This window comes from Planococcus halotolerans, from assembly GCF_003289955.1.
Taxonomy (GTDB): domain Bacteria; phylum Bacillota; class Bacilli; order Bacillales_A; family Planococcaceae; genus Planococcus; species Planococcus halotolerans.
In genome coordinates this window covers 23,661-42,952 of sequence record NZ_QLZR01000009.1, presented here as the reverse complement: position 1 = coordinate 42,952, position 19,292 = coordinate 23,661, and the positions used below count along the sequence as shown (strand labels likewise).

At 44.1% G+C, this 19,292-nt stretch carries 14 protein-coding genes and 1 other annotated feature; all 14 genes read right to left on the bottom strand.

All coding sequences use genetic code 11. The features are described 5' to 3' along the window. Window positions 1-134: 134 nt before the first annotated feature. The 14 genes from DP120_RS16605 to rpoC all read right to left on the bottom strand — a co-directional run bounded on the left by DP120_RS16605 (window position 135) and on the right by rpoC (window position 19,235). Window positions 135-1,202 carry a threonine ammonia-lyase gene (locus DP120_RS16605; protein WP_112224760.1) on the bottom strand — a complete coding sequence of 356 codons (1,068 nt, stop codon included), beginning with the start codon at window positions 1,200-1,202 and terminating at the stop codon, window positions 135-137. After that, on the bottom strand, window positions 1,159-1,746 hold the full coding sequence (leuD, locus tag DP120_RS16600) for a 3-isopropylmalate dehydratase small subunit (RefSeq protein ID WP_112224759.1): 588 nt from the start codon (window positions 1,744-1,746) through the stop codon (window positions 1,159-1,161). The genes DP120_RS16605 and leuD overlap by 44 nt, the downstream gene beginning before the upstream one ends. 25 nt (window positions 1,747-1,771) lie before the next feature. Continuing rightward, window positions 1,772-3,190 (bottom strand): 3-isopropylmalate dehydratase large subunit, encoded by a 1,419-nt coding sequence (gene leuC / locus DP120_RS16595; RefSeq protein WP_112224758.1) that lies wholly within the window; start codon window positions 3,188-3,190, stop codon window positions 1,772-1,774. Between the two features lie 18 nt (window positions 3,191-3,208). Further along, window positions 3,209-4,309, bottom strand: coding sequence for a 3-isopropylmalate dehydrogenase (leuB, locus tag DP120_RS16590; RefSeq protein WP_112224757.1), 1,101 nt, complete (start codon window positions 4,307-4,309; stop codon window positions 3,209-3,211). Window positions 4,310-4,340: 31 nt separating this feature from the next. Then, entirely contained in the window at window positions 4,341-5,882 is a 1,542-nt protein-coding gene (locus DP120_RS16585) for a 2-isopropylmalate synthase (RefSeq protein WP_112224756.1), read from the bottom strand. After that, complete coding sequence (ilvC, locus tag DP120_RS16580; RefSeq protein ID WP_112224755.1) at window positions 5,869-6,903, bottom strand: ketol-acid reductoisomerase; 1,035 nt, start codon at window positions 6,901-6,903, stop codon at window positions 5,869-5,871. The genes DP120_RS16585 and ilvC overlap by 14 nt, the downstream gene beginning before the upstream one ends. 26 nt (window positions 6,904-6,929) lie before the next feature. Further along, window positions 6,930-7,442, bottom strand: coding sequence for an acetolactate synthase small subunit (gene ilvN, locus DP120_RS16575; protein ID WP_112224754.1), 513 nt, complete (start codon window positions 7,440-7,442; stop codon window positions 6,930-6,932). Further along, window positions 7,439-9,169 (bottom strand): acetolactate synthase large subunit, encoded by a 1,731-nt coding sequence (ilvB, locus tag DP120_RS16570; RefSeq protein ID WP_112224753.1) that lies wholly within the window; start codon window positions 9,167-9,169, stop codon window positions 7,439-7,441. The genes ilvN and ilvB overlap by 4 nt, the downstream gene beginning before the upstream one ends. 78 nt (window positions 9,170-9,247) lie before the next feature. Then, window positions 9,248-9,493, bottom strand: a binding site (T-box leader). 13 nt (window positions 9,494-9,506) lie between these two features. Next, complete coding sequence (gene ilvE / locus DP120_RS16565; RefSeq protein ID WP_112224752.1) at window positions 9,507-10,406, bottom strand: branched-chain-amino-acid transaminase; 900 nt, start codon at window positions 10,404-10,406, stop codon at window positions 9,507-9,509. A gap of 397 nt (window positions 10,407-10,803) precedes the next feature. After that, complete coding sequence (tuf, locus tag DP120_RS16560; protein ID WP_112224751.1) at window positions 10,804-11,991, bottom strand: elongation factor Tu; 1,188 nt, start codon at window positions 11,989-11,991, stop codon at window positions 10,804-10,806. A gap of 116 nt (window positions 11,992-12,107) precedes the next feature. After that, the gene (gene fusA / locus DP120_RS16555) at window positions 12,108-14,186 is read right to left on the bottom strand and encodes an elongation factor G (RefSeq protein WP_112224750.1); all 2,079 of its coding nucleotides are present in this window, start codon (window positions 14,184-14,186) and stop codon (window positions 12,108-12,110) included. A 51-nt stretch (window positions 14,187-14,237) separates the two neighbouring features. Then, complete coding sequence (rpsG, locus tag DP120_RS16550; RefSeq protein ID WP_112224749.1) at window positions 14,238-14,708, bottom strand: 30S ribosomal protein S7; 471 nt, start codon at window positions 14,706-14,708, stop codon at window positions 14,238-14,240. A gap of 44 nt (window positions 14,709-14,752) precedes the next feature. Then, complete coding sequence (gene rpsL / locus DP120_RS16545) at window positions 14,753-15,172, bottom strand: 30S ribosomal protein S12 (protein WP_112224748.1); 420 nt, start codon at window positions 15,170-15,172, stop codon at window positions 14,753-14,755. A gap of 457 nt (window positions 15,173-15,629) precedes the next feature. Next, entirely contained in the window at window positions 15,630-19,235 is a 3,606-nt protein-coding gene (gene rpoC, locus DP120_RS16540; protein WP_112224747.1) for a DNA-directed RNA polymerase subunit beta', read from the bottom strand. Window positions 19,236-19,292 lie beyond the last annotated feature (57 nt).

Sequence of the window (19,292 nt, the reverse complement as noted above, 5' to 3'; positions counted from 1 at the left end):
TAAAGCACTTTTATAAAAATAACAAATCCTAAAATGGATGTCAACCACTTGAGCAGGTAACAACTAAAGAAAAAAGTCTGATAATCATAAACAAAATAAAACCCCTCCGCTTTCAGCGAAGGAGTTCTATATATTTAGTAGGAACTGACCACAGTCATACCAGCGGCAATCTTTCTGCATGCTTCGAGTTTTCCAATATCAAAATTGCCACCACTGACAATGATGCCCGTGTGAACAGATTTAACAGGCAAATGACGGTAAAGCACTGCGGCTATTGCCGCAGCCCCCGCTCCTTCAACAAGCATTTTTTCCCGCTCGAGCATAAACAGTATCGCCGAGGCGATTTCCTGCTCACTAACGGTGATTATATCATCAACATACTTTTGAATGATTTTTGTTGTCAGCTTGCCAGGCTCTTTTACATTAATGCCTTCCGCTATAGTTGTCAGAAATGGAACAACCTTACTATTGGTATCGTGAAATATGGAGGCTATAGCAGAAGCTGCTTTTGCCTGCACACCAATTACCCGCACGGAAGGACGAATCGCTTTGACAGCAAGGGCTGTGCCAGCCAGCAGTCCTCCTCCCCCGGCCGGCACAACGACGGTATCAAGGTTCGGACATTGTTGCAGCATTTCCATTACAACTGTTGCCTGACCTTCAATAATGGCCATATCGTCAAAAGGATGCACAAAAGCCGCCCCTGTCATCAGCTGCTCTTTTTTTGCTGCAGCATAAGCTTCATCGAAACTTTTCCCGACGAGCCGGACTTCCGCTCCATATTCCCTTGTAGCCATCACTTTTGATTCCGGCGTATTTTCTGGCATGAATACCGTCACCGGCACGTCTTTTTCCCTGCCAGCCATTGCTACGCCCTGTGCATGATTCCCGGCAGAGGCGCAGATGATGCCTCTTTCACACTCAGCATCTGTTAATTGGCTAACTTTATTGAAAGCGCCCCGTACTTTAAACGACCCGGTTTTCTGCAAGTTTTCTAATTTTAATGAAACTTCACTGCCTGTAAGACAATTCAGCGTATGCGATTGCTTGCAAGGTGTACGGTGAACAATCGGTGCCAATTTCTCGAATGCATTAAATAAGCCTACTGTATCATACGAATTCCCAACAAAACCATCTCCTATTATTAATAATGAGGTGTTACACAGACCGCTTTGCTTCGAAGGCTGCAATCTGAGATTCATACTGAGACGTCAGCGCAATCTCGTCCCACCCTTTTAAAAGCATCTCTTTCCAATAGGGATCGATCGTAAAAGTGTAGCGGCTTCCATCTTCACCAAGTACCGTCTGTTCTTCCAAGTTGACATCAAGTCGGTATGGGCTTTGCTGACCTTTATGAATTAGTTCGTCCACTTCCTGGTGTGCCAACCGGATCGGCAATATACCATTTTTAACACAGTTATTATAGAAGATATCTGCATAGCTTGGAGCAATTACAACTTTGAAGCCGTAATCCTGTATTGCCCAGGGAGCATGTTCACGCGAGGAGCCGCAGCCAAAGTTTTCCTGAGCCACTAAAATTTTCGATTCTGTGTAACGCGGATCATTTAGAACGAAATCCTCTTTTGGCGTGCCGTCGGCATTAAATCTCCAATGATGAAATAAGTATTTTCCGAAGCCGGTACGTTCAATACGTTTCAGAAATTCTTTTGAAATTATTTGATCGGTGTCTACGTTTTTCCGGTCCAAAGGAGTCAGGACACTGGTGACTTCATTGATCGGCTGCATTAATATACCTCCTCATTGATTAAAGTTATGCTGTAGGAACGGCTTCTTTCATAAATTTCCGGACATCCGTCAAATGCCCTTCAATCGCTGCTGCTGCCGCCATTACTGGACTGACAAGATGCGTCATCGAACCTGCTCCTTGGCGGCCTTCGAAATTCCGGTTTGAAGTCGAAGCACAGCGTTCCCCTGCTGGGACGGCATCTTCGTTCATCGCTAGACACATACTGCACCCTGTCTCCCGCCATTCGAACCCGGCTTCCAGGAATATTTTATCCAAGCCTTCCGCTTCCGCCGCACGTTTGACCGTCTCCGAGCCAGGAACGACAATCGCCGTTACCGAAGGATGAACTTTTTTACCTTCGACGATGGTACTTGCCGCCCGTAAATCACCAAGCCGCGCATTTGTGCAGGAGCCGATAAAGACATGTTGGATTTCAATAGCAGAAAGCGACAGCCCCTCCTCCAGCTCCATATAGTCAAGTGCCTGCTGGAGGGCATCACGGTCGGCCTGTTTTTCATAACTTGTTGCATAGGGCACATGATCTGCAATTCCGGAGCCCATTGACGGATTCGTTCCCCAAGTTACGAAAGGTGATATCTCATCTGCGTGAATTGATAAGGAAATATCATATTCTGCGCCTTCGTCTGATGCAAGTGCCAACCAACGTTTCGCTTCCTGTTCAAAAGCTTCTCCTTCCGGCACATGGCGGCGGCCTCTCAAATATTCAACAGTTGTTTTGTCCGGACTGATCAGACCTGCTCGCGCTCCCGCTTCGATCGACATATTGCAGATGGTCATTCGCTCTTCCATTGTCATCTTCCGGATTGCCTCTCCTGTATATTCGATAATATGGCCTGTTCCCATATCGACACCAAATTTCGAAATGATAGCCAGAATCACATCTTTCGAAGATACTCCGAAGCCCAGGTCACCGTCAATTCGTATTTCCATTGTTTTTGGTTTTGATTGCCATAGAGTCTGGGTCGATAATACGTGTTCCACTTCACTCGTACCAATGCCGAATGCCAAAGCACCGAATGCACCGTGAGTGGAGGTATGACTATCACCACAGACAATTGTTTTACCCGGTTGAGTTAATCCCAGTTCAGGACCGATGACGTGGACAATACCTTGGTCAGGATGATTGATTCCCGCCAAAGGCACTTCGAATTCATCACAATTTTCCTGAAGTGTCTTGATCTGTTTCCGCGAAATCGGATCCGTGATCACCGACCGGTTTTTTGTCGGAACATTGTGGTCCATGGTCGCAAAACATAAATCCGGCCGGCGCACTTTCCGGCCATTCAACCGCAGCCCTTCAAATGCCTGTGGGGAGGTCACCTCGTGCAATAAGTGAAGGTCGATATAAAGGAGATCCGGCTTTCCTTGCTCTTCGAAGACAATGTGCTGTTCCCAAACCTTTTCAATAATCGTTTTTGCCATGTCAGCTGCTCCTTTCACTCAGACGTAAGAGTACATAATATGTTCGGATACCAATTCACGTTCTAATTCTTCAATAACTTTCGTCACAAATCGGTCTGTCGATACAACTTTGTTGCCGGAAGCCGACAAATCACCTGTGCAATAGCCGTCATCCATAACGCTCATCACTGCAGCTTCAATGGCTCCAGCTTCCGCATGCATTCCAAACGACTGCTTCAGCATCATCGCCGCCGATAAAATTGCAGCTGATGGATTGGCTTTGTTCTGTCCTGCAATATCTGGTGCTGAGCCATGTACCGGTTCGTATAAGCCAAAGCCATCTGAACGGACACTTGCTGAAGGCAACATACCCAAAGATCCTGTAATTACCGAAGCTTCATCACTCAATATATCACCAAACATATTTTCAGTGACGATAACATCAAACGCACGGGGATCAGTAATTAATTTCATCGCTGCTGAATCGACCAGCATGTGTTCAACTTCCACATCTGGATATTCTTGTTTGCGCTCTTCTACCACTTGTCTCCAAAGCTTACTCGTCTCCAGTACATTTGCTTTATCAACAGAAGTGACTTTGCCTCTCCGGTTACGTGCCATTTCAAACGCTGTGTCGACAATACGCTCGATCTCTTTTCTTGTATAGACCAAAGTATCTACCGCCGCATCTTCCGAACGCTGTTTCGGTTCTCCAAAATACAAACCACTTGTTAATTCCCGGACAATTACCATATCCACTTGTTTCGCAATCTCTTCTTTCAATGGAGATGAACCAAGAAGCGCAGGTACTGCTTTTACAGGTCGGATATTGGCAAATAAGTCAAAATGTTTCCGGATATTCAACAGGCCTTTTTCCGGACGCATATGGGCAGCATTCTGATCCCACTTCGGGCCGCCGACCGCTCCAAGGAGGATAGCATCACTTGCTTCACAAGCATCAATCGTTTCTTGCGGCAAAGGAACCTCATATTTATCCACTGCTGCTCCTCCGATTTCTGCATGCTTCCAATGAAACGTATGGCCATATCGCATGGCAATTGAATTCAATACCTTTATCGCCGCTTTTGTAACTTCTGGTCCAATTCCGTCTCCTGGCAATACAGCTATTGTTTTTTCCATACTATGTTCCTCCTCGGTTAATTTAATTTCTTTATCCTATGACGACTTCCACCTTATGTCCCTTTTTAACGATTTGGCGATTTACTGCATTCAAATATGCTTTAGCTGTAGCTTCCAAAACGTCCTGCGCCACATCACGTCCTGTAACAGGCTCTCCCTCATAACTCATATTGATGACCGCTTCACCAAGTGCATCACGGCCTTTACCGATGGATGTTACCCGATAATCCAGAATATGCACTTTACCTTCGACGATACGTTCCAATGTATTGAAAATCGCTTCTACTGATCCAGCGCCAGTTGCGGCTTCACTGATCAGCTCACCATTCGGATGATACACCGATGCTGTAGCTGTCGGAATGTTGGCTGTACCGTATTGAACCTGTACGCTCGCCAATTCATAAACCGGTGTATCTTTTTCATTGATCTGCTGATCTGTCAGCAAGACGAACAAGTCATCTTCTACAATCTCTTTCTTGCTGTCTGCCAATTTTTTAAATTCTATAAAAGCTCTATTTAGTTTCTCTTCATCCAAGTCAAAGCCCATTTTAATTGCACGGTCTTTGAAAGCGTGTCTGCCTGAATGTTTGCCAAGCACTAACTCCGTCTTCGCGTCTCCAATCAATTCTGGTGTGATGATTTCATACGTCAACGGATTTTTTAACATGCCATCCTGATGGATTCCAGATTCGTGGGCAAAGGCATTTTTGCCGACTACCGCTTTATTCGGCTGAATAATACTGCCTGTCAATTGGCTGACCAATTGGCTTGTACGTTTAATCTCTTTCAAGTTAATGCCGGTTTCAATGCCGTATACTTGTTTGCGTATATGCAAGGCTACCGCGACCTCTTCCAGCGCCACGTTTCCTGCACGTTCACCGATTCCGTTAATTGTTCCTTCAATTTGAGTTGCTCCGTTTTCAATAGCAGCCAATGTATTCGCTGTAGCCATTCCAAGATCATTATGGCAATGGGCCGACAGCTTCACTTTTTCAATACCTGCAACGTTTTCTGAAATGTATTTAAACATTGTTCCATATTCATGCGGTGTAGCATAACCAACCGTATCCGGAAGATTGATTGTTGTAGCACCTGCTTCAATCACTTTACGGATAATATGAGCTAGAAATTCAGGATCCGACCGGGAAGCATCTTCTGCTGACCACTGGACCAGCGGGAAGAATTTTTTGGCGTACCGGACAGATTCAACAGCTATATCTACCACTTGATCGGGTGTTTTCATCAATTTATGTTCCATATGAATCGGTGAGGTCGCCAGGAAGATATGAATATGTGGCTGTTCTGCTCCTTTCAGAGCTTCCCATGTCCGGTCAATATCTCCTTTCACCGAGCGTGCCAGCCCGGTGACTATCGAGTTTTTCACCGTATTCCCAATGCGTTTTACTGCATCGAAGTCTCCTGGGGAAGCAGCAGGAAAACCGGCTTCAATGATTGTTGCTCCAAGTCGTTCAAGCTGTCTGGCGATTTCGATTTTCTCGGATGTATTCAAATTTATTCCCGCCGACTGTTCTCCATCCCGTAGCGTTGTATCAAAGATGTCAATTTGAACCACTGGCGACCACCTCTTTTTCTTTTGCTTTTTTCCCTTCGTTGACAAAGGGCATCATGGCACGAAGTTCACGGCCAACTTGTTCGATTTGATGAGATTCTTCCGCTTTTTCAATTGCTGTAAATTCCGGACGGTTTAACTGGTTCTCAAGCAACCATCCTTTTGCAAATTTACCTGTTTGAATATCTGTAAGAACATCTTTCATACGGGCTTTTGTGTCTGCATCGACAATACGTGGTCCTGAAACAAAATCTCCCCATTGAGCTGTATCGGAAATTGAATAGCGCATTCCTGACAAGCCACCTTCGTACATTAGGTCGACGATCAACTTTAATTCGTGCATGCATTCGAAATACGCAAGTTCCGGTTGGTATCCAGCTTCAACAAGTGTTTCGAATCCAGCTTTCACCAGTGAAGTTACACCCCCGCAAAGTACTGCTTGCTCTCCAAATAGATCCGTTTCCGTTTCTTCTTTGAATGTGGTTTCCAACACGCCTGCACGTGTAGCTCCAATTCCTTTTGCATAAGCAAGTGCCACTTCCTGTGCTTCTCCCGATACATTTTGATGAACTGCGAACAATCCAGGAACTCCGGCACCTGCTTCGTAAGTACGGCGTACTAGATGTCCGGGACCTTTCGGAGCTACCAAGAATACATCCACGTCTGCAGGTGGAACGATTTGGTTAAAGTGAACATTAAAGCCGTGTGCGAATACAAGTGACTTGCCGGCTGTTAATGATGGTTTAATTTCTTCGTTATAGATTTGCGTCTGCTTTTCATCGGGCACTAGAATCATGATCACGTCTGCCGCTTCTGCCGCTTCTTTTACTGTACCTACTTGCAAACCGTCATTTTTCGCCTGATCAAAAGATTTTCCTGGACGCACTCCAACTACCACGTTAAATCCTGATTCTTTAAGATTTTGAGCGTGTGCATGACCTTGAGAACCATAGCCGATTACCGCGATTGTCTTTCCTTTGAGTACCTGTTCGTTTACGTCTTGGTTATAATACATTTTAGCCATTTTCATTTCCTCCTCTAATTTGGGTTTTATAATATTGATACATGATTGGTCGGAACTTTCTGGTTTTCCCTAACAAACGCCGATACCCCGGTTCGCGTCAACTCTTTAATGCCGTAGGGTTTCATCAAGTCAATAAATGCTTCAATCTTTTCCGGGTCTCCTGTTACTTGGAATGTTGTCGCACTCTTGCTCATGTCTATGACTGTGGCACGGAAGGGTTCAACGATACTGTAAATTTCACTTCTAACGGCTGGTATTGTAGCAACTTTTACCAAAGCAAGTTCCCTCATGACCATCGCTTTGTCGGTAATGTCATTGACTTTGATGACATCTATTTGCTTTTGCAGTTGTTTTAGCAGCTGCTCAATTTTCCGCTCATCTTCTACATTGACCACAAAAGTCATTTTCGACATTCCAGGCTGTTCCGTATGGCCCACCGAGATACTTTCAATATTGAATTGGCGTTTCATCAACAGCCCCGTTACACGATTTAACACGCCGCTTTGATTAATCACGGTGGTAGTTATAATCCTTTTCATTCGCCTCTCACCCCGATCATTTCATTCAGGCCTTTTCCTGGCGCCACCATCGGGTAGACATTTTCCAACTGCACGACCCGGCAGTCAATCAGCGCTGGTTCATTAGTGCTGAACGCTTCCGCAAATACTTTTTCCGCCTCTTCCATGGTTTCCACTTTATAACCTTGGATTTCATAGGCTTGTGCCAACTTCACAAAATCCGGCTGAACATGTACTAACGATTGGGAATACCGTTCTTCATAAAACGTTTGCTGCCACTGCCTTACCATTCCGAGGCTTTGATTGTTAAGAATAACCACCTTCACCGGCAATCTGAATTCCTGCAATAAAGATAACTCTTGCAAAGTCATTTGGAACCCGGCGTCACCGACAACTGCCACCACTCTTTCATGCGGTTTTGCCAACTGGGCTCCAATTGCTGCAGGAAAGCCAAAGCCCATAGTGCCAAGACCTCCTGAAGTCACCCAATTGTGTGGGTTATTAAATCGGTAATACTGGGCTGTCCACATTTGATGCTGTCCGACATCAGTTGTCACCACTGCATCTCCGTTGGTCAAGCGATGAATCAACTCGACCGCTTGCTGAGGCAGTATCCCTTTTTCTTTATCTGCTTTATACCGCAGTGCATATTCTTTTTTATTTACATTAAGGCTTGTAAGCCAATCAACTGTATCCGGGCTGTCAAACGACTGATCCAGCAATTCCCTTAGCGCTTCTTTTGCATCTGCAACAATCGGTACCGCAGTCGGTACATTTTTGCCAATTTCAGCTGGATCGATATCGATATGCACCACCTTTGCATTCGGTGCAAAATGAGCAAGATTACCAGTTAGACGATCATCAAACCGGGCTCCGATATTAATCAGAACATCGCAATCACAAATAGCTGTATTGGCAGTGTATGTCCCATGCATTCCGGCCATTCCCAAAAATAAGGGATGGTCGCCATCTATGCCGCCTAAGCCGAGCAATGTGTTTGTTATCGGAATCTGATGCCGTTCAACAAATTCTTTTAATTCTCTTGTTGCTTTTGCAGTCAAGATACCGGCCCCACCAAGAATAAGGGGTTTTTTAGAATTGGAAATAACTTTTATCGCCTTTTGAATTTGAAGGTAATTCGGATTCTTTGTTGGCTGATAGCCCGGTAAATGAATACCTTCGTTTTCATCAGTAACGGATAGAAACATTTGTGTAGAAATGTCTTTTGGAATATCCACTAATACAGGTCCAGGCCGGCCAGTCGAAGCAATGTAGAATGCTTCTTTAACGATCCTTGGCAAGTCTTCCACATTCTTCACTTGATAATTATGTTTTGTTATAGGTTGAGTAATCCCTATGATATCCGCTTCCTGAAACGCATCAGTGCCGATTACGGAACTTGCAACTTGCCCCGTAAAGACAACTAGTGGAAGCGAATCGAGCATAGCGTCTGCTATACCTGTAACCAGGTTAGTTGCTCCTGGCCCTGAAGTAGCAATAACTACACCGGTTTTTCCAGATACTCTTGCATATCCTTCGGCAGCATGGATAGCGCCTTGTTCGTGCCGTGCCAACACGTGTCGAATGGGGTTTTTATACAGCGCATCGTAAATTGGTAATACAGCTCCCCCTGGATAGCCGAAAATTATATCAACACCTTGCTTTTTTAACGATTGAATCAGGACATCAGCACCGCTTCTAGTTTGCTCTTTATTCGTACTTTCTTTTGCTTTCACATTTACTTCCAAATATTTTCGCCTCCTTTTCTTAAGCTGTATTTCAAAATAAAAAAGCTTTTCATCCTACACACAGAAACATGTTCTTTGTGTAGGGATGAAAAGCTTCATGGTACCACCCTATTTTACTGCGCAACCGCAGCCTCACGAATAAGCTCAGCTTATTCTTTAATAACGATAACCGGATGTGCCGACTACCGGGAATGCCTAAACGGTAAAACCTTTCAGCATTCCACTCAGAGGGGATGTCGTAAATGGGTGTATTACCGGCTTCCAGCAGTACCGGCTCTCTGTAAATACAAATTCCATTTACTTTAACCTCGTCATTGATTTTTACTATTCAATTAGACTACACAACATTTAACTGTTCGCTGTAGACTTTCACACCATCTTCTTGTACAAGCTCCCGGAACGATGCGAGCAAGTCGTTCGTTACAGGGCCTGGTTTTCCTTCTCCAATTACTCTGCCGTCGACTTTAACCACTGCAATCACTTCTGCAGCCGTTCCTGTTAAGAACACTTCATCTGCTACATAAACATCGTGCCTTGTAAAAACTGCCTCTTGGATGTCATAGCCCTTCTGAGCTGCCACTTCCATAATTGCATTCCGTGTAATCCCTTCAAGTGCCCCGACATAGCCTGGTGGAGTCAGCAACTTATTTTTTCGAACGATGAAAATATTATCCGCCGAGCCTTCTGCAACGTAACCTTGGTCATTCAGCATAAGGGCTTCAGGAACACCAGCAAGATTCGCCTCGATTTTCACCAAAATATTGTTTAGATAATTCAGTGACTTCACTTTTGGGCTTAACACATCTGAGCGGCTTCGCCGGGTAGCTACCGAGACAATTTCAATCCCCGTTTCATATAACGCTTTCGGGAATAAAGATAATGATTCTGCAATGATGATGACGTTCGGTTGGGCACAGCTTAGAGGATCTAATCCTAAGTTTCCAACTCCCCGCGAAACTACCAGTCTAATATAAGCATCCTTTAAGTTATTTTTTTTAAGGGTTTCAACTACAAGATTAGTTAACTCTTCCGGAGTGTAAGGAATCTGCAACATTACCGACTTTGCAGAATCGTAAAGCCGTTCCAAATGTTCTTCCAAACGAAATACATTGCCGTTATATGAGCGTATCCCTTCAAAAACTCCATCGCCGTATAAAAATCCATGATCGTAAACAGAGATTTTCGCGTCTTCTTTTTTTACAAATTCATTGTTCATAAAAATTACTTGTTGGCTCATGAGGTTCACTTCTTTCTTGTAGTATTTAAAATATGCAATATATTGAATACCAATTGCGACTTGTAAATTGTTGCTATCATAACGCCTTTCTTCAAGGGAGTCAAACACTTTTTTAATGTTTAGAATATTCTATTATAATGTATCCGCTTACAATGTAAGCAGGAACAGGGTTGGTCCATTTTAAATTTTTTTTGCATTTTGTGATTCAAAAGAATTTATGGCTCATAAAAATCTAAGGGGATGTTTATATTCAGAGAGGTTATAGGAAGAGGCAGGAAGGGAATAAAAATCAAATGGGAATACCGGTAATACATTTGTAAAATTTTTAAACATAAAAAAAGCCTGTCTCATTCATACGAATGAGACAGGCTTTAATATTTAAGCTTAACAGCAATTATTACTTCTGGATAGTCGCTACAACGCCAGCGCCTACAGTACGTCCACCCTCACGGATAGAGAACTTAGTTCCTTCTTCAAGTGCGATTGGAGAGATTAGCTCAACATTCATTTCGATGTTGTCGCCAGGCATAACCATTTCTACACCTTCAGGAAGGTTACAAACACCAGTTACATCAGTTGTACGGAAGTAGAACTGTGGACGGTAGTTTGTGAAGAATGGAGTGTGACGTCCACCCTCTTCTTTTGAAAGAACATAAACTTCAGCTTTGAAAGTTGTATGTGGAGTGATTGTGCCTGGTTTAGCCAATACTTGTCCACGTTGTACGTCGTCACGAGAGATCCCGCGAAGAAGTGCACCAATGTTATCGCCAGCTTCAGCGTAGTCTAGCAATTTACGGAACATTTCTACACCAGTGATTGTTGTAGGTTTCGGCTCTTCAGTAAGACCGATGATGTCTACAGAGTCACCGACTTTGATTTGTCCACGCTCAACACGTCCTGTTGCAACAGTACCACGGCCAGTGATTGAGAAAACGTCCTCAACTGGCATCATGAATGGTTTGTCAGTGTCACGTGTTGGAGTTGGGATGTACTCATCAACTGCGTTCATCAATTCCATGATTTTTTCTTCATATTCTGCATCTCCTTCAAGAGCTTTAAGAGCAGAACCTTTGATGACAGGAATGTCATCGCCAGGGAAGTCATATTCAGATAGAAGATCGCGAACTTCCATTTCAACTAGTTCAAGAAGTTCTTCGTCATCCACCATGTCACATTTGTTCATGAATACTACAAGGTAAGGTACACCTACTTGACGTGAAAGAAGGATGTGCTCACGAGTTTGTGGCATTGGGCCGTCAGCAGCAGATACTACCAAGATCCCGCCGTCCATTTGTGCAGCACCAGTGATCATGTTTTTAACATAGTCAGCGTGTCCTGGGCAGTCAACGTGCGCGTAGTGGCGAGTAGCAGTTTCGTACTCAACGTGAGAAGTGTTGATTGTGATTCCGCGTTCTTTTTCTTCTGGTGCGTTATCGATTTGGTCGTAAGAACGAGCTTCCCCGCCTGACGCTTTTGCAAGTACTGTAGCGATCGCTGCAGTCAAAGTTGTTTTACCATGGTCAACGTGACCAATTGTACCAATATTAGCGTGTGTTTTAGAACGGTCAAATTTAGCTTTACCCATTAGAAAAGTCCTCCTCATAATTTAAGTTAATTTGTTAACTTGATGTGCCGAAATGATAGGGCCCTATCATTCCTGGCATACAAGATATTTATACTTCATTAAAGATCAAAATTCAATTATTGACCTTTATTTTTTTTGATGATGTCTTCAGAAAGTGATTTCGGAAGCTCTTCATAGTGATCGAAGTGCATTGAGAACACACCACGGCCTTGCGTGTTAGAACGCAATGAAGTTGCATATCCAAACATTTCAGCAAGTGGAACCATTGAACGGACAACTTGTGCATTACCACGAGCATCCATACCTTCTACGCGTCCGCGGCGTGACGTGATGTCACCCATGATATCTCCAAGGTACTCCTCAGGGATAACAACTTCAACGCGCATGATAGGCTCAAGGATTACCGGGTTAACTTTAGAGATAGCATTTTTAAGTGCCATTGAAGCTGCAACTTTAAATGCCATTTCATTCGAGTCAACATCATGGTAAGAACCATCATACAATTTAGCTTTAATATCAATCAAAGGATATCCAGCGATAACACCGTTGTCTAGAGAGTCGCGAAGACCCGCTTCGACTGCTGGGATGTATTCACGTGGAACAACACCACCAACGACAGCATTTTCAAACTCGAAACCTGCTCCTTCTTCGTTTGGTGAGAATTCGATCCAAACGTGTCCGAATTGTCCACGGCCACCAGATTGGCGTACGAACTTACCTTCAACTTTAGCAGACTGACGGAATGTCTCACGGTAAGATACCTGAGGCGCCCCTACATTAGCTTCGACGTTGAATTCGCGTCTCATACGGTCAACCAGGATGTCAAGGTGAAGTTCACCCATACCCGCGATGATTGTTTGGCCAGTTTCCTGGTCAGTGTGTGCACGGAAAGTTGGATCTTCTTCTTGCAATTTAGCAAGGGCTTGACCCATTTTGTCTTGGTCCGCTTTTGATTTTGGTTCCACAGAAAGTGAAATAACCGGTTCTGGGAATACCATACGCTCAAGAATTACTTGCTGCTTCTCGTCACTTAAAGTATCACCAGTAGATGTATCTTTAAGGCCGATAGCCGCTGCGATATCACCGCAGTATACTTCAGCTATTTCTTCACGGGAGTTAGCGTGCATTTGCAGGATACGTCCTACGCGTTCACGTTTGCCTTTAGAAGAGTTTTGTACGTAAGAACCAGATTTAAGAGTTCCAGAATACACACGGAAGAAAGTAAGCTTCCCTACATATGGATCTGTCATTACTTTAAACGCCAATGCCGAGAACGGCTCGTTTTCGTCTGGCTTACGCAATACTTCTTCATCAGAATCCGGAAGAACACCAGTCATTGGAGGTACATCAAGTGGTGATGGCAGGTAATCAATTACTGCATCAAGCATCAATTGAACACCTTTGTTTTTGAATGCAGTACCACAAACTACAGGATAGAACTCAACATCCAACGTTCCTTTACGGATCGCCTTTTTAAGTTCGTCTACTGTAAGTTCTTCACCGCCAAGGTATTTTTCCATCAAGTTTTCGTCAAGCTCAGCAACAGCTTCCACTAATTTAGTGTGCCATTCTTCAGCAAGTTCTTTATACTCTTCCGGAATGTCCCCTTCAGTGATTTCAGTTCCAAGGTCGTTAGCGTAGAAACGAGCGTTCATTTCAACAAGATCAATGATCCCTGAAAATTCGTCTTCTGCACCAATCGGCAATTGGATCGGATGTGCATTAGCCTGCAGACGCTCATGAAGAGTGTTTACAGAATAAAGGAAATCCGCACCGATTTTATCCATTTTGTTGACGAATACAACACGTGGTACACCATATGTTGTAGCTTGACGCCAAACAGTTTCAGTTTGAGGCTCAACACCAGATTGAGCATCAAGTACTGTAACAGCACCATCAAGTACGCGAAGTGAACGTTCAACTTCAACAGTGAAGTCTACGTGTCCAGGAGTATCAATGATGTTGACGCGGTGCTCTTTCCATGAAGCTGTTGTTGCAGCAGAAGTGATCGTGATTCCACGCTCTTGCTCTTGCTCCATCCAGTCCATTTGAGAAGCACCTTCATGCGTTTCGCCGATTTTATGGATTCGGCCAGTGTAATATAAAATACGCTCCGTAGTAGTCGTTTTACCGGCATCGATGTGTGCCATGATTCCGATATTACGTGTTTTGTCTAAGGAGAACTCTCTAGGCATGTTATTCTTCTCCTTCCATCTCGGATTAAGATTTTTAAATCTCTTAAGAAATTACCAGCGATAATGAGCGAATGCTTTGTTCGCTTCCGCCATTTTGTGGATATCTTCACGTTTCTTAACTGCTGATCCAGTGTTGTTGGCAGCATCCATGATTTCATTAGCCAAACGCTCTTCCATTGTTTTCTCTCCACGAAGACGTGAATAGTTAACAAGGTAGCGAAGGCCTAAAGTTGTACGGCGCTCAGGACGAACTTCAACCGGCACTTGATAGTTAGCTCCACCTACACGGCGTGCGCGAACTTCAAGAACTGGCATAACGTTAGTCAATGCTTGTTCGTATACTTCAATCGGATCTTTACCGCTGCGTTCTTTAACTAGTTCGAACGCTCCGTATAGGATCTTTTGTGAAGTACCTCTTTTTCCGTCAACCATCATTTTATTAATTAAGCGTGTCACCAATTTGGAATTATAAATTGGATCTGGCAACACGTCACGTTTAGCTACAGGACCTTTACGAGGCATGTATGTTCCTCCTTTCAACGAAGGTTATTCGTTAATTTAATTGATTATTTTTTTTCTTTAGGGCGTTTAGTTCCGTATTTAGAACGTCCTTGCATACGGCCGCTTACTCCAGCAGTATCAAGTGCTCCACGTACGATATGGTAACGCACACCAGGTAAATCTTTTACGCGTCCGCCGCGAAGAAGAACTACACTGTGCTCTTGAAGGTTGTGGCCTTCTCCAGGGATGTATGCATTGACCTCGATTTGGTTTGTTAACCGTACACGCGCATATTTACGTAATGCGGAGTTAGGTTTTTTCGGTGTCATTGTACCAACACGAGTACAAACTCCACGTTTCTGAGGTGAGCTTACGTCAGTCTGAGACTTTTTAAAGCTGTTATACCCTTTGTTCAACGCTGGTGAGTCTGATTTAGAGCTTTTTGGTTTACGAGGCTTGTTAACTAATTGGTTAATTGTAGGCATCGATTTTTTCCTCCTCTCAAAAGGTGTTCTAATACCACATATCCAGGTGGTTCATTTTTGGGTAAAAAACAAAGTCTTTGTGTTTTCTACACAAAAACTGGTATCCAGTAATTGCTTCAGCAGCTGCAGAGGATAACTTCCTGCTTAGCCAAGCTTTGATCTTGGGTGAATCCGTTTGACCTGACCTTATCATTGATGTCCGGACGATCTGATGGGTCATCCAATCGTTTCACTTATATATTCTTGGACAATGCCACTTTAAACGCTATTACTGTTGCTTAGTACCGAAGATAATTCGCGTTTTTTTTCACTTTTCAAGGTATTTTCATACCAATAAAATGAAAGATCGCTAACCATCAACCTTCAACATAATATCACCCTATGAATTTCATGTCAACTAAATTCATAAAAAATCCCGGGGAGTCATTTAAAACTCCCCGAAATCTGTTTGCTTCAATTACGATTCAGAACTGACGATTTCTTCCGCAGGCGCTTTTTCGCTTTGAGCAATTTTAATCTGGCGGTAACGCTGCATTCCAGTACCAGCCGGAACGAGTTTACCAATGATGACATTTTCTTTCAAGCCGAGTAATTCATCACGTTTCCCTTTAATTGCAGCATCTGTTAAGACGCGCGTTGTTTCCTGGAACGATGCAGCTGAAAGGAATGATTCTGTTTCAAGTGAAGCTTTAGTGATCCCGAGGATAACCGGGCGGCTTGTTGCCGGAAGGTTTCCTTCAAGAACAGCTTTCACATTCGCTTCTGTGAATTGGTGGATATCCAAAAGTGAACCTGGCAGCAATTCTGTATCACCGGCTTCAATGACACGGACTTTACGGAACATCTGGCGAACCATGACTTCCACGTGTTTGTCACCGATTTCTACACCCTGCATACGGTAAACTTTTTGAACTTCCTTCAATAGATACACTTGAACAGCTTGAACATCTTTAACTTGCAATAATTGTTTCGGATCAATCGAACCGTCAGTTAGTACCTGTCCGCGAACGATTACATCATCCGCCTGCACTTTAAGTCGCGCATTATAAGGAGCAAGGTATTTACGGGTTTCCACGTCACCTTGAATCGTGATTTCTTTTTGGCCTTCGCGGATTTCATCAACTTCAGTAACCGTACCTGTAATTTCAGAAATCACTGCCTGGCCTTTCGGATTTCTTGATTCGAAAATTTCCTGGATACGCGGAAGACCTTGTGTGATATCGTCTCCTGCTACACCGCCTGTGTGGAATGTACGCATCGTAAGCTGCGTTCCTGGTTCCCCGATTGACTGAGCGGCAATAATACCAACTGCTTCGCCCACTTCAACTTCGTCTCCAGTCGCAAGGTTCGTACCGTAACATTTTTTGCAGACGCCGTGTTTCGTGTTACAAGTAAATGCTGAACGGATTGTCACTTCTTTGATGCCAGCTTCAACAATCAGGCGAGTCAAGTCCTGTGTAATCAATTCATCTTTTGCAACAATTACTTCTTTTGTTTCAGGATGGCGAATTGTTTTCTTAGCGTGTCGTCCAACGATACGCTCATCCAACTCTTCGATTACTTCCGTACCTTCCATCAACGCTCCAACCAACAAGCCGCGGTCAGTTCCACAGTCATTTTCGCGGACAATTGCATCTTGTGCAACGTCTACGAGACGACGGGTCAAGTAACCTGAATCGGCAGTTTTAAGTGCTGTATCGGCAAGACCTTTACGCGCACCGTGAGTTGAGATGAAGTATTCCAATACCGTTAAACCTTCACGGAATGAAGATTTGATCGGTAGTTCAATGATGCGTCCTGCCGGGTTGGCCATGAGTCCGCGCATACCAGCTAATTGGGTAAAGTTGGATGCGTTACCACGGGCACCGGAGTCACTCATCATAAAGATCGGGTTCATATTATCGAGGGAAGCCATCAATTTTTCCTGGATAACATCTTTTGCGCTGCTCCAGAAAGAAATGACGCGTGCATAGCGTTCCTCTTCAGTAATCAAACCACGGCGGAATTGTTTCATGACTTTATCCACATTATCCTGGGCTTCTACAAGAATTTCACCTTTGTCCGGAAGAACGACGATATCGGAAATACCAACCGTAATACCAGCTTGAGTGGAATACTTGAATCCAAGGCTCTTCATGCGGTCAAGCATTCTTGAAGTTTCCGTGATATGGAAACGTTTGAACACTTCAGCAATGATTTCACCAAGAATTTTTTTCTTGAATGGTGTTACAAGTTCAGCCTCTTCGATGTGCTTACGAACATCTGTCGTTGTAGGGACAAAATATTTCGATGGCGTTTCAACTTGCAGATTATAATCTGTCGGTTCGTTAATATACGGGAACGATTTCGGCAGAATTTCATTGAAAATGATCTTACCGACAGTCGTCAGCAACAACATCTTGTTTTGTTCAGCCGTAAAAGTCGGGTTGTTTACAGAACCGGCCTGGATTGCGATACGAGTATGCAAATGAACATGCCCAGTCTGATAAGCAACTAACACTTCTTCAGGTCCAGAGAACGTAGCCCCTTCGCCAGTTGCGCCTTTGCGCTCCAACGTAAGGTAATAGTTACCCAAAACCATATCCTGTGAAGGAGTAACAACTGGTTTTCCGTCTTTCGGGTTCAAAATGTTCTGAGCGGCAAGCATCAATAATCTTGCTTCTGCCTGTGCTTCAGATGAAAGCGGAACGTGAACAGCCATTTGGTCACCATCAAAATCGGCGTTGTATGCTGTACATACCAATGGGTGAAGGCGAATTGCCTTACCTTCGACCAATGTCGGTTCGAAAGCCTGGATACCGAGTCTGTGAAGTGTCGGTGCTCGGTTCAAAAGAACCGGATGCTCCTTGATGACATCTTCCAGTACATCCCAAACTTCAGAATGAAGACGTTCGATTTTGCGTTTCGCGCTCTTAATATTATGGGCAAGTCCGCGTTCAACAAGCTCTTTCATAACGAAAGGCTTGAACAACTCGATCGCCATCCCTTTCGGTAAACCACATTGATACATTTTCAAGTTCGGTCCGACAACAATAACGGAACGGCCTGAATAATCGACACGTTTACCAAGAAGGTTTTGACGGAAGCGTCCTTGTTTCCCTTTAAGCATATGAGAAAGAGATTTCAATGGACGGTTACCCGGCCCTGTAACAGGACGGCCGCGTCGGCCATTATCAATCAGCGCATCTACAGCTTCCTGCAGCATGCGTTTCTCGTTTTGAACAATGATGCTTGGCGCGCCCAAATCCAACAGGCGTTTCAAACGGTTGTTCCGGTTGATTACACGACGGTAAAGATCGTTCAAATCAGAAGTAGCGAAACGGCCGCCGTCCAATTGAACCATCGGACGAAGCTCCGGTGGAATTACAGGCAGAACATCAAGAATCATCCAATCCGGGTTATTGCCCGAATTACGGAAGGATTCCACAACTTCGAGGCGCTTTATCGCACGTGTGCGGCGCTGTCCTTGAGCTGTTTTCAATTCTTCTTTCAATGAATCCGTTTCGCGCTCAAGATCGATTTCCTGAAGAAGTCGTTTGATCGCTTCGGCTCCCATTGCAGCCTGGAATTTCTTACCGAATTTGTCACGGTAAGCGCGGTATTCTTTTTCAGACAGTAATTGTTTCTTTTCAAGCGGTGTATCCGCAGGGTCGATAACAACATATGAAGCGAAGTAAATAACTTCTTCCAATGAACGCGGTGACATATCAAGGATAAGTCCCATGCGGCTTGGAATGCCTTTGAAATACCAAATATGTGAAACTGGCGCAGCTAATTCGATGTGCCCCATGCGTTCACGGCGAACTTTTGAACGTGTGACTTCTACGCCACAACGATCACAGACAACACCTTTATAACGAACGCGTTTGTATTTTCCGCAATGGCATTCCCAGTCTTTTGTAGGACCGAAAATACGTTCACAGAACAAACCGTCTTTTTCCGGTTTTAATGTACGGTAGTTAATTGTTTCTGGCTTTTTGACTTCTCCATAAGACCATGAGCGAATTTTATCGGGTGACGCCAATCCGATTTTCATATACTCAAAATTATTAACATCTATCAAGGAGCCTACCTCCCTTTTGTCTCGAGTTTCTACGCGGCTCTTCCTCGTTTATGACCA